Origin of the sequence: Flavobacterium hiemivividum, from assembly GCF_004349145.1 — a bacterium.
GTDB classification, from domain to species: Bacteria; Bacteroidota; Bacteroidia; order Flavobacteriales; family Flavobacteriaceae; genus Flavobacterium; species Flavobacterium hiemivividum.
The window spans coordinates 51,007-66,068 of record NZ_SMFO01000016.1 but is presented as its reverse complement, the minus strand read 5'-3'; the positions used below and the strand labels follow the sequence as shown (position 1 = coordinate 66,068).

Sequence of the window (15,062 nt, the reverse complement as noted above, 5' to 3'; positions counted from 1 at the left end):
GACAGCAGTAGTAACAGTAGAAGATAATGTTGCAGCATTAGCCATAGCACAGAATGTAACGGTTCAGTTAGATGCTACAGGGAATGGTTCAACCACGGCAGCATTGGTAGACAATGGATCAAGTGATGCATGTGGAATCCAGTCATTGGTATTAAGCAAAACAGCATTTGATTGTACGAATGTTGGTGCAAACACAGTTACTTTAACGGTAACGGATAACAATGGAAATGTATCAACAGTAGACGCTACAGTAACAGTAGAAGATAATGTTGCAGCAGTAGCCATAGCACAGAAYGTAACGGTTCAGTTAGATGCTACAGGCGTTGGTTCAACCACGGCAGCATTGGTAGACAATGGATCAAGTGATGCATGTGGAATCCAGTCATTGGTATTAAGCAAAACAGCATTTGATTGTACGAATGTTGGTGCAAACACAGTTACTTTAACGGTAACGGATAACAATGGAAATGTATCAACAGTTGACGCTACAGTAACAGTAGAAGATAATGTTGCAGCATTAGCCATAGCACAGAACGTAACGGTTCAGTTAGATGCTACAGGCGTTGGTTCAACCACGGGAGCATTGGTTAACAATGGATCAAGTGATGCATGCGGAATCCAGTCATTGGTATTAAGCAAAACAGCATTTGATTGTACGAATGTTGGTGCAAACACAGTTACTTTAACGGTAACGGATAACAATGGAAATGTATCAACAGTTGACGCTACAGTAACAGTAGAAGATAATGTTGCACCAGTAGCCATAGCACAGAACGTAACGGTTCAGTTAGGTGCTACAGGCGTTGGTTCAACCACGGCAGCATTGGTTAACAATGGATCAAGTGATACATGTGGAATCCAGTCATTAGTTTTAAGCAAAACAGCATTTGATTGTACCAATGTTGGTGCAAACACAGTTACTTTAACGGTAAAGGATAACAATGGAAATGTATCAACAGTTGACGCTACAGTAACAGTAGAAGATAATGTTGCAGCAGTAGCCATARCACAGAACGTAACGGTTCAGTTAGATGCTACAGGCGTTGGTTCAACCACGGCAGCATTGGTAGACAATGGATCAAGTGATGCATGTGGAATCCAGTCATTGGTATTAAGCAAAACAGCATTTGATTGTACGAATGTTGGTGCAAACACAGTTACTTTAACGGTAACGGATAACAATGGAAATGTATCAACAGTTGACGCTACAGTAACAGTAGAAGATAATGTTGCAGCAGTAGCCATAGCACAGAACGTAACGGTTCAGTTAGATGCTACAGGCGTTGGTTCAAYCACGGCAGCATTGGTAGACAATGGATCAAGTGATGCATGCGGAATTGCTTCATTAGTTTTAAGCAAAACAGCCTTTACTTGTACGAATGTTGGTGCAAACACAGTTACTTTAACGGTAACGGATGTAAATGGAAATGTATCAACAGTTGACGCTACAGTAACAGTAGAAGATAATGTTGCACCGGTAGCCATAGCACAGAACGTAACGGTTCAGTTAGATGCTACAGGCGTTGGTTCAACCACGGCAGCATTGGTAGACAATGGATCAAGTGATGCATGTGGAATCCAGTCATTAGTTTTAAGCAAAACAGCATTTGATTGTACGAATGTTGGTGCAAACACAGTTACTTTAACGGTAACGGATGTAAATGGAAATGTATCAACAGTTGACGCTACAGTAACGGTTAAAGACGAAGTTAAACCAGTAGCCATAGCACAGAACGTAACGGTTCAGTTAGATGCTACAGGCGTTGGTTCAACCACGGCAGCATTGGTAGACAATGGATCAAGTGATGCATGTGGAATCCAGTCATTGGTATTAAGCAAAACAGCATTTGATTGTACGAATGTTGGTCCGAACACAGTTACTTTAACGGTAACGGATAACAATGGAAATGTATCAACAGCAACAGTAATTGTAACTGTTGTCGATAATATTTTACCTGTTATCACCTGCAAAACAAACCAATCAGTAAATCCAAACAACGCGTTGTGTACATATAAACAATTGGACAATGGAATGGATGCGTCTGCAACTGATAATTGTAGTATTACAAATATTAAATATACATTAAGCGGAGCTACAACATCTACGCAAAATCAATTTACAACATTGAAAGATATAGTATTTAACACAGGAATAACTACTGTGAATGCAATTGCATTTGATGCATCTGGGAACACATCAGTATCATGCAGTTTCACTGTCACAGTAACTAGTCCTTTATTTGCAACTTCTACTACAGATAATGCGCAATTGTATTTTGGATTATCAACAGATCAGATTGCAACTATCACTACCACGCCTTCGGGAGGTACTGGCCCATATACAATTGTATATACGATGAACCGTCCTTTAAAATGTAATATAAATGGTAGTAGTGAAACTTGGACTAGTGTTGTAAATGGTAGTAGTACAGCTAATATTTGTCCAGCTGCAACTCCGGTGTCGACTGCTAACTCAGTATCGTCATATTCTGTGAAGGTTAAATTAATGGCGGATGCTATTATTACTGCTACGGTTACAGACCGCTATGGCTGTACTGTAACTTCTAGTATTAAAATTTGGGCAGAAGATGTTCGCTGTTTTGCTGGGAATAGTGGTAAAGCAAAAGTAAAAATTTGCCATCAAACGGGAAGTGCAAAAAATCCTTGTCAGGAAATATGTGTTGATGAATCTGCTGTTCAAGCACATTTAAACCATGGAGACTTTGTAGGCTCTTGTACATCAGATTGTAAACCTAGAACAACGACAAAACCAGTAGTTATTGGGAAACAGAAAATTGCCGAAGTAGACTCTCCTTTCAATGTTATAGCATATCCTAATCCAACCAATTATCAATTTACACTGGATGTAAAAGGAGGTAGTAATGAAAAAGTAGAAGTTATTGTTTATGATATGCTTGCCAGACAGATAAAAAGGATTGAAAAAAATAATGGACAAAGTATTCAATTTGGAGAAGAGCTTCCATCTGGTGAATACCTTGTATTAATTAAACAAGGCGAAAACCAAAAAGCAATCAACCTTATTAAAAAATAAAATTCACTTAATTAATATTAAAATAAATCCAACCCATAAATTATGGGTTGGATTTATAATTCCGCTTTGTTAATGACAACTTTTAAAATTTAGTTAAAATAACTGCAGTTAGAAAGCCACGCATTTTAAAAAAGTTAAATTTGAGAAAACTATAAAAAATAAAACTATGAAAAGAAATGCAACTGCAGTATGGAATGGTTCTCTTAAAGAGGGAGCAGGAAAATTGACAACACAAAGTACAACATTAGAAAATACTCAATATTCGTTCAAATCTCGTTTTGAAGAAGGAGTAGGGACAAATCCGGAGGAATTAGTAGCGGCGGCGCATTCTGGTTGTTTTACGATGCAACTTTCGGCTTATATTACCGAAGATGGTTTTGAAATTGAAAGTATTGAGACTAAGTGCGATATTGACCTTGTTGACGGAACCGTTATCAGTTCTCATCTAACGGTAAGTGCAAAAATACAAGGGATTTCAGATGATGTCTTTCAGCAACTGGTTACAAAAGCAGAAAAGAACTGTCCTATTTCTAAATTGTTGAATGCTGCTATTTCTACAACTGCTACATTGCAATAAGGAATTAGTTTAATTATAAAAATGAAAAGTCTCCAGTTTGACAAATTGGAGACTTTTTTATTGTAATTCTCTTAGTAGATTGACTTGCTAAAGCAAACGCTATCGTCAATTCCTTCATATTGACCATAATTCCTAGTAACAGCATAGCCGTTCTTCTTATATAAAGCAATAGCCTCAGGATATCTTCTGCCGGTTTCCAGAATACAGCTAGCAAATGATAGTTCTTTTGCCCAAGTTTCGAGTGCTTCTAATATTGTTGAAGCTATTTTTCTTCCGCGATTTTCCGGATTGACAAACATTCTTTTTATTTCTGCAGTGTCACCTTGATATACCTTAAAAGCACCACAGCCAACTGCTATATCGCCGTCATAAGCAACTACAACATGTTTTATACTATCAGTTTTATTGAACTGCGCATAAAAGCTATGCTCTTCGCCATCTCGAATTTGGATGTCTTTATCTAGTTCGCTAATTAATCGAACGAAATCAAAATTTTCTGGTTTTGTTCTTAAAATAGTTATCATTTATTTAATCGAATAAATCAGAAGACAAATAGCGGTCGCCTCGGTCGCAGATTATGGCAACAATGACACCCGACTCTAATTCTTCGGCTATTTTTACGGCTGATGCTACAGAACCACCACTACTCATTCCGGCAAAAACACCTTCTTCAAGGGCTAAGCGCTTAGTCATGGCGCGAGCTTCGGTTTCGCTGACTTCCATTATACGGTCTACTTTTGAGGCATCAAATATTTTAGGCAAATACTCCTGAGGCCATTTTCGAATACCGGGAATTTGAGAGCCGTCACTAGGTTGCGCACCTACAATTTGCACATTCGGATTTTGTTCTTTCAAATAGGTAGAAGTACCCATAATGGTACCGGTAGTTCCCATTGCCGAAACAAAATGGGTTACACCACCCTTCGTGTCGTTCCATATTTCTGGACCTGTCGTTTTATAATGCGCTTTCCAATTGTCTTCATTGGCAAACTGGTTCAACATGATATAACCGCCTTCGGCCACTTTTTTGTCGGCATAATCTCTAGAGCCTAGTATTCCTTCCTTGGCAGAAGTCAGTGTTACCGTAGCGCCATAAGCACGCATGGTTTGGGTGCGTTCTTTGGTTGAATCTTCAGGTAATACGAGTTCGATCTCTATATTTAATAATTGGGCGATCATGGCCAATGCGATTCCTGTGTTTCCACTGGTGGCTTCAATCAATTTGTCTCCCTTCTTGATGTCTCCTCTTTCTAATGCGGAGGCAATCATATTGTGGGCTGCGCGGTCTTTTACACTTCCGCCTGGATTGTTTCCTTCCAGTTTCAACAGTAGTTTTACATTCTTATTTTTAATCAAATTGACAGTTTCTACCAAGGGCGTATTACCAATCAGGTCTAATAATTTTTGCGGATCCATGCTATCGTAATTCTTTTATTTTTACTTCTGTAGTTGTGGTATTCGTGACAAGTGAATTTTTGGGAATGGATTTGGTAATCCATGAATTCCCACCTATAATACTGTTTTTACCTATTGTAGTATTCCCTCCTAATATGGTTGCATTAGCATATATACACACGTTTTGCTCCACCGTAGGATGTCTTTTTTCGTTTTTCATGTCTTTACTTACGCTAAGTGCCCCTAAGGTGACTCCTTGATATATTTTAACGTATTTTTCTATAACTGTTGTTTCTCCAATTACGATACCAGTGGCATGATCAATGAAAATGGGGGAGTCGATTTTAGCACCAGCATGGATATCTGTTCCGGTGATTCTATGTGCATATTCGCTCATTAATCTCGAAAACAGGAGTAAATCCAATAGGTACAGCTCGTGGCTGAGTCTGTAAATAGCAACGGCATAAAACCCAGGGTAGCCAAGATATACTTCTTCCAAGCTATTGGAAGCAGGATCATTTTCCAAAAAATAATTAGCATCTTGATTTAGTTTTTCAAGAACAGAAGGTAGTTTTTCAAGAAAACTATTCCAAATTCCATCGCATTGACCTTGCGGTTTTTTGCATGCAATTACAGAAATTTCTTTGAATAAAATTTTAAGCTCTTCAATACTTTCGCTCAAAGGCGCATTGGCATCAAATAAAGTATAAAATAATTTTTCAGTAAAATCCTCGATTTTAGTTTTGATTCCGTAATTAATCGCGGACTGTCCCTTTAATGCGATTATATTTTTAATAATCAGATCTTTTGTCATGATTATGGTGTTGAATTGTTAATAGAAAAGGCCTTAAGTGCGTAGTAACTTATAACTGCAATAACAATTCTTATTGAAATAGAAGGAGCTTTACGCTTGTTATTTTGTTAATTAGTCTCAATAAATAAGACGAAACAAATATATTGATTTCAATTTGTTTGGCTTCATTATTTTATAACAATGAGCATTTATAAGTTGGATATTTAACATAGTATAATGAAAAGCACTATCCTTTAATGAGACATTTACGATAGGAGTGAATAGAAGTAAGTATGATTTAATTCAAAATAATAAATGCTTTCTAAGAGTCATTAGACTGGATAAGTTCATTTCTTGCTTACCTAGAATTCTCTAATAGTGTTTGTAGAAGTAGCCGGCAACCATAAAAAGTACATTAATAAGCGCCACAATCACGATTAATTTTTGCGAAATAATACCTTTATAAATAAAATGAAAACCCAGAAGACCTAAAAATAAAAGTGAGGTAAATAGGGCAGGATACATTTGAAACGAACTAGTAATATCCCCTTTGAAAAGTAAAAGTAACGATCGCTGAAAACCGCAACCCAAACACTCCACTCCAAAAAGGGTTTTACTAAGGCAAGGAATCATATATTTTTCTAACACAATTTAAAGTTTTTTTTGAGTGTAATTGTTCTAAGTTAATACCATTAAATAATCTAATTTGAATGCATTTATTGTAGGTTAAATTCGGACTAGTAAACGGTATAAATCTAATGATTTTATGTCTGTACAATTTACAAAATTTCAGTAAACCATTTAATAAAAAAAGGCGCCAATTTTAATTTTATTACCTTTGGATTCTGATAAGTAAAGAAATGAAAAAATTAATAATTCCAATGATGTTTGTCGCAATACTTGTTGCTTTTTTTGAGCAGGTAAGTGCCGATAAAAATGTGTATATCACCGTAATTGCACTTGCTGTTTTTATGTTTGGCATGATGCGGTTGAGTTCTAAAACACCGAGTAAAAATCAAAATAATCACGATAAAGATAAAAAAGATGTTTAGTAAAGGAGATAAGGTTTCAGTTCTGGACGAGGCTATAAATGGAGTAGTAGTTTCTGTGAAAAATAATGACGTAACGATCGAAACAGAGGACGGATTCATGATGACATTTATTGTCAATGAATTAATTAAGGTAAACGATACCAGTAACTTAATGGATTCTATTAGAAGAATTAATAGAGATGAAATAGAAAAGGAAAAAGCGATCCCAAAACCGAGGAGTTTTGTTAAAGAACGCAAAGACAAGAACGAAAGACAAGCGCCAGAATTCGATTTACACATCGAAAAATTAGTGCCTAACAAACGTGGAATGTCAAATTATGACATTCTTACTTTGCAATCTGAAACTGCTAAACGTCACATCGAATTTGCCATAAATAACCGAATTCCAAAAATCGTTTTTATTCACGGTGTTGGCGAAGGAGTGTTAAAAGCAGAGCTGGATTTCTTATTGGGACGTTACGATAATATTGCTTTTCAGGAAGGAAATTATCAAAAATATGGTCAAGGTGCCACCGAAGTTTTTATCAAGCAAAACAGTAAATAAAGCATCTTAATTTCAAAAAAAAATGTCCCGTTTTGTGATTACAAAACGGGACATTTTTATGCTTATTTTTTAGTAATAATTACCGCTTAATTTGTCGTCAACAAATCACCGTAGATAAAATTATCACCCAATAAAAAAGTATTATTTCCTTTCTTTAAAGTTACTTTTTTAAGGACTATTGTATGCTTAAAAGCAGTGGGTCCGTTTGTTGTTGTCGTTACTTCCACAATCCCGCTAACTCCTGATACGCCACTTACAGCATCCCATTGTTCGTTAATTGCAGGTGAAGTAGGTGTTGTTGTTCCGCAGAAATAATCAGCCGTTAAAAGACCTGTAAATAAGCGGTAGCTAAGTACGTTTGATGTGGTGCCAATGATTCCTGTTCTTGGAGAGTTTAAAGGTGTAGCTGCATTAACAATTAAACTTGGGTCGATATTTAATGTTAGAGATTCGCTGCTAGTAGAATTATACACTAGATTAGATGAACTGCATTTCTCGACTGTCTTATCAAAAAGAAAAGGTAAAGCTGTGGCTGTTGTTACATAATCACCAAAAGGGAAAGTTTCATATACTTGGGTTCCGTTGCTTTTTGCAAAAGTGATGTTTTTAAAAACAATGTTGTGCTTGTAACCTGTAATTCGGCTGCTGTTCTCCTCTGCATCTACCGTTTTTACTGCAGTAGTAAATATTTGTATTTTACCGGCCGTGGCATTCCATTGATCGGTTACTACTGGAGTAGCGGGAGCTATGGTTTCGCAGATATTGTTGCTCGATACGACACCGTCATAAAAGCGATAAACTACGCGATTGCTGCTGCTAATATCTAAAAGGGTTGGTGCGCCAGCCACTGAAGATTCGTTTACGAAAGTAGTGCTCGGAATTTCAAGAAGCAGACCTTCTTTTTCCTTTAGTTTGAAAATAATGTCATTTGTAGTGCAACTTTGAGTGCTTACATCTTCGAAGTTAATATCTTCCTGAATTAAATTTCCATCGTCGCAACCATTTAAAACTAATACAAAAACCAATAGGCCTAGAACTCTTTTCATCGTAAAATATATTTTTACAAAAATAGCTAAAAAAATGACAATTGATATTGGAGAATACGCAATTGATATTTCATAACTTTGCAACAATGAAAAAAATATACCTCGATAACGCATCAACGACAGCCATACGACCAGAAGTCATTCAAGAAATGACAAAAGTAATGGCAGAAGATTTTGGAAATCCTTCTTCAACGCATAGTTTTGGTCGAAATGCCAAAAGTATATTGGAACTTTCTAGAAAATCAATTGCAAAGCAGTTGAATGCTGCTGCACAAGAAATTATTTTTACATCTTGTGGAACGGAAGCTAATAACTGGATCCTTCGTTCTGCTGTGGTAGATTTGAAAGTGCAACGTATTATTACCAGTAAAATTGAGCATCATGCCGTTTTGTATACCGTTCAGGCATTGCAAAAAGAATTTGGAATTCAGGTAGATTACGTAGCGGTCAAGCCAAATGGAGAAATCGACATCACAGATTTAGTCGAATTATTGTCGCAAAATCATAAGACACTAGTGAGCCTAATGCATGTCAATAATGAAATTGGAACTGTTTTAGATTTAAGTAGAGTCGTACCAATATGCAAGCAATACAACGCACTTTTACATTCTGATACGGTGCAGTCCATTGGAAAAAAAGAAATTGATTTACAAGAACTAGCTATAGATTTTCTAGTTGCTAGCGCACATAAATTTCATGGACCCAAAGGTGTTGGATTTGCATTTGTTCGAAAAAATTCAGGTTTGCAGCCTTTGTTTTATGGAGGCGAACAGGAAAAGGGATTGCGAGCAGGAACAGAAGCGACTCACCAAATTGCGGGAATGGCAAAAGCTTTGGAACTTTCATACAGTAATTTAGAGGTGGAAAGAACCCAAATTTCTGAACTAAAAAAGTATCTAATAGAGCGACTTGAAATTGATTTTCCAGAATTTGTAATAAACGGAAGTCAAGATGGTTTTTATAATATACTGAATGTTTTATTACCTCTTGAAGAGGATAAAACAGCCATGATTTTATTTCATTTAGACATGAAAGGCATTGCAGTTTCGCGAGGAAGTGCTTGTCAGAGTGGAAGTATTAGGGCTTCACATGTATTAGCCGAAATGCTTTCGGAGGATGATTTAAGAAAACCGAGTCTGCGTATTTCTTTCAGCCATTATAATTCGAAAGAAGATATTGACTTGTTGATGGATGCTTTAAAAAGCATTTAAAAAAAATAAACGACTCGTGAACACTGCCTTTAAATAGTTTAAATATTATTTTGCAGCTAGTTCAAGAGACGTTTTTTTTAGACTACTATGTTTTCGTCCATGGATTCCTCCTGTGCTTTTCTTCTTTCTTCTAGAATTGTTTTTCTTTTTTTGGCAGTAATCATTAATCCCAGCATCATTATAATTGCAGTCATCAGGATTACTTGAATAATTAAAGATTTATTGACTAGCATTATCGAATGCTCTGGTGCGATTCCTAAAAATAATAAGATCGTAATAAGTCCTCGTGGCGCTACAAAAAGCAACGGGAATAAAGGGATTTTAGATATTTTAAGTTGGATGAAACGCAAAGTAAAAAGTATAGCTACAATTCCTCCAGCCCATACCAGCGTGTCCGTATTTAAAATTTCGGCAGTTTTGATCAAATAACCAAACAAAAGAAAGAACAAGGCTCTAACCAGAAAAGTCGCTTCGATAATCAGTTCCTTAAACTTCGCAACCTCCTTGTTCAGTAAGTCAAGTCTAAATTGTTGGGTCCATCTATAATGTTTTAGTTCATCTAAATTACCAATTGACAATCCGAAAACTAGGATAAAAATAAGTGCTGGCAAATGGAATATTTTGGATACTTCATAAATTAATATGATTAGTAACACGATAGGGACAAATTTAATATGGTGTTCAATTTTATTGAGCAGAAAGGATAGTAATATTGTTGCCACAAAGGAAATTGCTATTATTACTAGTATTTCTAAACAAAAATATCCAAATGTTTCTAAACCGAAGCTAGAATTGTATGCAATGAAATTGAAGAAAATAACTCCGAAAATATCAGATAAACTACTTTCATAAATGATAAATTCTTTTTGAGTCGAAGAAAGGTTTATTACGCTTGGTATTGCGATTGCGCTGCTAATAACGCAAAATGGGATCGCATTTAAAAGACTATCTCTGAAGGAATATCCTCCATAATAATGGAATAAATAGGCAAGCGAAAAGGCAAGCACAATCAAAGGCAAGAAAGCCCCTATGGATGATTTTTTTATCAGTCCAATTTTAGATTTGTTGAGCTCCAACTCTAAAGAACCTTCCAATACAATTAAAATAAGTCCAATTGTACCTAAAATGGGTAGGATAGTTGTAAGATTTGGTAGCTCAATACTAAAAAAGAAGGTTACTTCTCTAACGATCCAACCCAAAAGTAATAATAGTATAACAGAAGGTATTTTTGTCCTTGAAGCTGTAAGATCAAACAAGTAAGCGATAAGTAGTAAAAGACAAAGTGAAATTATAATTGTCATAGAAAATTAATTATATTTTTTAATTTTTTAGAGTTTCCATTAGGAATAATAGAGCTTCATGTTTTGAAATATAAGACATTAGAAGTTTATAACATCAATATTTTTTTAATTAAATAAAAAATAAATACCGTTTCTGATTATTTTAAATCAATAACACTTTGTAAATGAATTAAATATGTTTTAATTTTTTATAGTTCCCAATTTTTATAGAGAAGGGAGAAACTGTTGTAATTCGACAGCCTTTTCCATTATTATTCGAGCAGTAAAAAATGACAAGCTTGGCTCAGTTCGCAAGTTAAGATTGCTGTGTTTGTATTCAATACCTTGATTGCAAGCACGGCTTAAATTAGCTATTTCGTTTTTTCCTTTCGTTTTTCTTTCTCTAACCTTCTGAAATATCCTCGAAAGAGAAAATTGTGTTTAAGAGCTTCTAAATTTTCATTCAATTTAATGCTCGCTTCATTGACATTAGTCATGGTCGAGTCAATTGTATGGACAAGCGTGGGGTCATTAGAAAGGTAGTTGAGTGCACCTTTTCCCTCTTTAATATTGACAATAGTTTTGTTTAGATTAGTCGCGACTTTATTTACTTCGACACTAGTTTTATCTAAATTACTAACGATTGTCTTAATATCATTGGCAACAGCCGTATCCTGCAATAGCCCTATAACGTTGTCTTTGTTGTTGATGGATTCAAGAAGTCGGTTTAAATTATTGGTGGCTTTTGAGGTTTCCCTTCCTGAAATTTTTAAGTAATACATGGTTTCTTTTAAGTCCTTTGCCACTTCAATGTCATTCAATAATAGTGCTACAGTTCCTTTTCCATTATTCATTTCGTCCGTAATTTTGAGCAAGTTTTTGGTGAGAAGGGCAGCGTTGTCATTGGTTTTGCTTAAGGTAATTAAAAGGTCGTCAGTTCGAATGCGATTTATAGATATGATTTCATCTCCTGGCTCCGCCGAAGCTTCATTTCCTTTTCCCGGTAGAATGTTGATGACCATACTCCCTACCAGTCCATCAGAGCCTATGGTGGCTACTGCATCTTTTTTTATGTGTTTAAAGATGGCTTTGTCAATAATCATATCCACTTTGATACTGGTGTCATTGATCATTTCGATACCAAGGACAGTTCCTACATTTACTCCCGAGTAGCGTACATTATTCCCTATTTGTAAACCATTTACATTATTAAAAATAGTTTCTAAATGATTAGTTTTTCCAAACATTTTTTGCTTATCGCCAATAAAATAGGTAGCTAATATAAAAATCAGCAAGCCAATAATTACAAAAAGGCCTAATCTTATTTTTTGTGATGTAGTTTTTTCCATGTCTATACTTATTTAAAGAAAGCCTGTACTTTTGGATCTGTCGATGTTGCTAGTTCGTTAAAAGTTCCTTCGGCATAATTAACACCGTCAACCAGCAAAATCATTCGATTTGAGATCACTCGGGCACAATCGACATCATGTGTTATGATTAATGCTGATGTGGTGTATTTTTCCTGGATTGACTTCATCAAGATCAATATTTCTTTGGAAGTGATGGGATCTAATCCTGTCGTAGGTTCATCATAGAGGATAATCTTGGGTTGAAGAATTAGTGTTCTCGCCAATGCAATTCGACGCTTCATTCCTCCCGAAAGTTCCTCGGGCATCAAGTTTATGGTTTGTGATAATCCTACATTTTCAAGAGCCTGCATCACTAAGGGTGTGGTGTCTTTTAGTTTTCCAAATTTTTTAGTGTGACGACGCAAGGGAAATTCTAAATTTTCTCTCACGGTCATCGAGTCATATAAAGCACTTCCTTGAAAAAGAAAGCCAATTTCTGTTCGGAGTTCATCTAAGGTTGCGCGGTCGAGTTCATCAATTTTTTCTCCCATCACCATTATCGAACCGCTATCTTGTTTTTCTAACCCGATAAGGCATTTTATCATTACTGATTTTCCTGAGCCTGATTTTCCCATAATCACTAAATTTTCTCCTTCGTGTAAAGTCATGTTGAAACCATTTAAGACATGATTGTCACCATAGCTTTTTCTCAAGTCTTTGATCTCGATAATAACTTTTCTATTTTGGATGGTAGTATTCATAATCAATTATAAATCATAAAATATATCAGTGACAAAAACAGCAATAAAATCAATGACAAAAAGGAGCATCGAAGTAAAAACTACCGCAGAATTTGCTGCAATACCAACACCTGCCGTACCTTTTTTACAATAATAACCTTTAAAACAGCCCACTAATCCTATGGCAAAGCCAAAAAAGAAGCTTTTGATGGTCGCCGGTATTAGGTCTCCAAATTCCAAAGCATTAAAAACCTGATTGAAATACAGTAAAAAAGACACCTGTCCTTTTACATTTTCGACCAAATACGATCCAAAAAGAGCAATTGCATCACCAAAAAACACAAGTATAGGAAGCATTAAAGTGGTAGCCATAATGCGAGTAACCACTAAGTATTTGAATGGATTTGTACCTGATACTTCCATTGCATCAATTTGTTCGGTGACGCGCATGGACCCTAATTCTGCACCAATCCCAGAACCGATACGTCCAGCGCAAATTAATGCGGTTATTATAGGGCCTATTTCTCGAATGATCGAAATACTTACCATAGAAGGCATCCAGGAAACGGCGCCAAACTCAAGAAGAGTAGGGCGCGATTGTAAGGTAAAAACCAAACCAATTATGAATCCAGTTACAGCAACCAACAATAAAGATCGATTTCCCATATAAAAACATTGTCGAAGGAACTCTTTAAATTCAAAGGGACGTCTAAAAGATTCTCTGAAAAAGCGACCCGCAAAGAAGGAAAGTTCTCCAATTTCAAGTAAGAAAGATTGGATCAGTTTTATTATTTTAAAAATAGGATTCATAGGTGTCATGAATTAATTTTTATAATAAGGGGCTACTCAAATATACGAATATTCCGCTGATTATCAGTTATTTTGAATTTTGTTAAACTGGTTTTTTGATGTTTTAATCGAGGGAAAATAGTTTTTTTACACCGATAATAAAACATTTGCAAAAGACATTCTCATAAAAACACGAAATATGAACGGAATAAATGAAGAAGAATCTAGATTCTAGGTTTTTGAGTCTAATTGTAAAATGACTTACTATATTCGGTAAAAGATTCTGGTGACTGGTTTGTTTTTCGAAGAAAAAATTGCTTAGGGGGATATTCTTTGGATTACAAAAGACTGGTGTTTTTGGCTTAGAGAATCAACAAATCGCTAATGTCAATTCTATTGCTTTCATGAGGAATGGTGTTGCAAGTAATGATTTCCTTTGCTCCTGAATTTTTTATTTCCTGAAAAGCATTTTTAGCAAATACTGCGTGTACGCCAATGCAAATGGGAGGTTTCATTCCAGCGTTTTTCAAATGAGTAATCGTCTCTATCATCGTTCGTCCAGTTGAAATAATATCATCCACTAAAACGGGAACATGGGTTTTGTATTTATCAATTTGTGGTATGGAAACTTCTACATCACGGTCACCATGTCTAATTTTCGATAAAATAATATAGGGTGCGTTTGCATTTTTTGCGACTTCGGCAACCCATTGTTCACTTTCACTGTCGGGGCCAATTAGTACTGGGTTCTCAATAGTATATTGTATCCAGGCCGAAATATGCAGCGCTGCATGAGAGACCGTTGTTGGTATGCTGTAGATTTCAGATAAAGAAGTTCTTCGATGTAAATGGGGATCAACCGTAACTAATGTATCTACAAATCCAGAAAGTAAATTTGCAAAGAGGGTAGAGGTAACACTTTCTCCAGTATTGAAGACCTTGTCTTGGCGCATATAAGCAAGATATGGTGCGATTAAACAGATGCTTTTAGCACCAAATTCTTTTGCGGTCTTCGCCAAAAAGTAAAGCGGTAACAATTTAGAGTCAGGCTGATGAAGGGTACAAACTAGAAATACTTTTTTGTCTTTCACATCTGATATAATCCGAACATAGGTTTCTCCATCAGGAAAAGAGCGGATTTCTACGTTTCCTTTTTCAGCCTTTTCTTTTTGAATAAGTATTTCTGCCAACTCTTCATTTCCTGGTAAAGCAAAATATATTTTTTTCATGAGCA

General features: G+C 35.8%; 15 protein-coding genes. 5 read left to right on the top strand and 10 right to left on the bottom strand.

Translation table 11 applies throughout. The annotated features are described in order from the left end of the window. Together E0F98_RS15045 and E0F98_RS15040 are read left to right on the top strand one after the other, a co-directional pair. Positions 1-3,052, top strand: a 3,052-nt coding sequence (locus E0F98_RS15045; protein WP_132112930.1) for a T9SS type A sorting domain-containing protein, incomplete at its 5' end; no start/stop codon positions are given. Positions 3,053-3,218: 166 nt separating this feature from the next. Beyond that, complete coding sequence (locus tag E0F98_RS15040) at positions 3,219-3,629, top strand: OsmC family protein (protein ID WP_132112928.1); 411 nt, start codon at positions 3,219-3,221, stop codon at positions 3,627-3,629. 71 nt (positions 3,630-3,700) lie between these two features. Here the strand turns inward: E0F98_RS15040 and E0F98_RS15035 are convergent, their stop codons facing one another. From E0F98_RS15035 to E0F98_RS15020, 4 genes are all read right to left on the bottom strand, one after another. Next, a complete protein-coding gene (locus E0F98_RS15035; RefSeq protein WP_132112926.1) occupies positions 3,701-4,153 on the bottom strand; it encodes a GNAT family N-acetyltransferase in 453 nt (150 codons plus the stop codon). A gap of 4 nt (positions 4,154-4,157) precedes the next feature. Then, positions 4,158-5,045, bottom strand: a complete 888-nt coding sequence (cysM, locus tag E0F98_RS15030) for a cysteine synthase CysM (RefSeq protein ID WP_132112924.1) — start codon at positions 5,043-5,045, stop codon at positions 4,158-4,160. Between the two features lies 1 nt (position 5,046). Further along, positions 5,047-5,838 (bottom strand): serine O-acetyltransferase, encoded by a 792-nt coding sequence (locus E0F98_RS15025; RefSeq protein ID WP_132112922.1) that lies wholly within the window; start codon positions 5,836-5,838, stop codon positions 5,047-5,049. 351 nt (positions 5,839-6,189) lie between these two features. Further along, positions 6,190-6,450 (bottom strand): DUF2752 domain-containing protein, encoded by a 261-nt coding sequence (locus E0F98_RS15020; protein ID WP_132112934.1) that lies wholly within the window; start codon positions 6,448-6,450, stop codon positions 6,190-6,192. 227 nt (positions 6,451-6,677) lie between these two features. On the opposite strand from E0F98_RS15020, the gene E0F98_RS15015 reads away from it, so the two are divergent. Both E0F98_RS15015 and E0F98_RS15010 read left to right on the top strand, forming a co-directional pair. Next, positions 6,678-6,869, top strand: a complete 192-nt coding sequence (locus tag E0F98_RS15015; RefSeq protein WP_132112920.1) for a hypothetical protein — start codon at positions 6,678-6,680, stop codon at positions 6,867-6,869. Beyond that, positions 6,862-7,413: a Smr/MutS family protein gene (locus tag E0F98_RS15010; protein WP_132112918.1), complete on the top strand. Its 552-nt coding sequence runs from the start codon at positions 6,862-6,864 to the stop codon at positions 7,411-7,413. The genes E0F98_RS15015 and E0F98_RS15010 overlap by 8 nt, the downstream gene beginning before the upstream one ends. Before the next feature lie 86 nt (positions 7,414-7,499). On the opposite strand, the gene E0F98_RS15005 is transcribed toward E0F98_RS15010, so the two are convergent. Continuing rightward, entirely contained in the window at positions 7,500-8,459 is a 960-nt protein-coding gene (locus E0F98_RS15005; RefSeq protein WP_132112916.1) for a hypothetical protein, read from the bottom strand. An 86-nt stretch (positions 8,460-8,545) separates the two neighbouring features. Here E0F98_RS15005 and E0F98_RS15000 point away from each other — a divergent pair, with 86 nt between their 5' ends. After that, a complete protein-coding gene (locus tag E0F98_RS15000; protein ID WP_132112914.1) occupies positions 8,546-9,670 on the top strand; it encodes a cysteine desulfurase family protein in 1,125 nt (374 codons plus the stop codon). Positions 9,671-9,747: 77 nt separating this feature from the next. On the opposite strand, the gene E0F98_RS14995 is transcribed toward E0F98_RS15000, so the two are convergent. The 5 genes from E0F98_RS14995 to E0F98_RS14975 all read right to left on the bottom strand — a co-directional run bounded on the left by E0F98_RS14995 (position 9,748) and on the right by E0F98_RS14975 (position 15,057). After that, positions 9,748-10,971 (bottom strand): cation:proton antiporter, encoded by a 1,224-nt coding sequence (locus tag E0F98_RS14995; protein WP_132112912.1) that lies wholly within the window; start codon positions 10,969-10,971, stop codon positions 9,748-9,750. Positions 10,972-11,321: 350 nt separating this feature from the next. Beyond that, a complete protein-coding gene (locus E0F98_RS14990) occupies positions 11,322-12,299 on the bottom strand; it encodes an MlaD family protein (RefSeq protein ID WP_132112910.1) in 978 nt (325 codons plus the stop codon). 8 nt (positions 12,300-12,307) lie between these two features. Then, positions 12,308-13,060, bottom strand: coding sequence for an ABC transporter ATP-binding protein (locus E0F98_RS14985; protein ID WP_132112908.1), 753 nt, complete (start codon positions 13,058-13,060; stop codon positions 12,308-12,310). A gap of 6 nt (positions 13,061-13,066) precedes the next feature. Further along, positions 13,067-13,858, bottom strand: a complete 792-nt coding sequence (locus E0F98_RS14980; protein WP_132112906.1) for an MlaE family ABC transporter permease — start codon at positions 13,856-13,858, stop codon at positions 13,067-13,069. Between the two features lie 332 nt (positions 13,859-14,190). Then, positions 14,191-15,057 (bottom strand): ribose-phosphate pyrophosphokinase, encoded by an 867-nt coding sequence (locus E0F98_RS14975; protein ID WP_132112904.1) that lies wholly within the window; start codon positions 15,055-15,057, stop codon positions 14,191-14,193. Between the last annotated feature and the right edge of the window lie 5 nt (positions 15,058-15,062).

Coding starts and splice junctions, on each gene's coding strand:
- E0F98_RS15040 (WP_132112928.1), top strand. CDS start 3,219: ATGAAAAGAAATGCAACTGCAGTATGGAATGGTTCTCTTAAAGAGGGA.
- E0F98_RS15035 (WP_132112926.1), bottom strand. CDS start 4,153: ATGATAACTATTTTAAGAACAAAACCAGAAAATTTTGATTTCGTTCGA.
- cysM (WP_132112924.1), bottom strand. CDS start 5,045: ATGGATCCGCAAAAATTATTAGACCTGATTGGTAATACGCCCTTGGTA.
- E0F98_RS15025 (WP_132112922.1), bottom strand. CDS start 5,838: ATGACAAAAGATCTGATTATTAAAAATATAATCGCATTAAAGGGACAG.
- E0F98_RS15020 (WP_132112934.1), bottom strand. CDS start 6,450: ATGATTCCTTGCCTTAGTAAAACCCTTTTTGGAGTGGAGTGTTTGGGT.
- E0F98_RS15015 (WP_132112920.1), top strand. CDS start 6,678: ATGAAAAAATTAATAATTCCAATGATGTTTGTCGCAATACTTGTTGCT.
- E0F98_RS15010 (WP_132112918.1), top strand. CDS start 6,862: ATGTTTAGTAAAGGAGATAAGGTTTCAGTTCTGGACGAGGCTATAAAT.
- E0F98_RS15005 (WP_132112916.1), bottom strand. CDS start 8,459: ATGAAAAGAGTTCTAGGCCTATTGGTTTTTGTATTAGTTTTAAATGGT.
- E0F98_RS15000 (WP_132112914.1), top strand. CDS start 8,546: ATGAAAAAAATATACCTCGATAACGCATCAACGACAGCCATACGACCA.
- E0F98_RS14995 (WP_132112912.1), bottom strand. CDS start 10,971: ATGACAATTATAATTTCACTTTGTCTTTTACTACTTATCGCTTACTTG.
- E0F98_RS14990 (WP_132112910.1), bottom strand. CDS start 12,299: ATGGAAAAAACTACATCACAAAAAATAAGATTAGGCCTTTTTGTAATT.
- E0F98_RS14985 (WP_132112908.1), bottom strand. CDS start 13,060: ATGAATACTACCATCCAAAATAGAAAAGTTATTATCGAGATCAAAGAC.
- E0F98_RS14980 (WP_132112906.1), bottom strand. CDS start 13,858: ATGACACCTATGAATCCTATTTTTAAAATAATAAAACTGATCCAATCT.
- E0F98_RS14975 (WP_132112904.1), bottom strand. CDS start 15,057: ATGAAAAAAATATATTTTGCTTTACCAGGAAATGAAGAGTTGGCAGAA.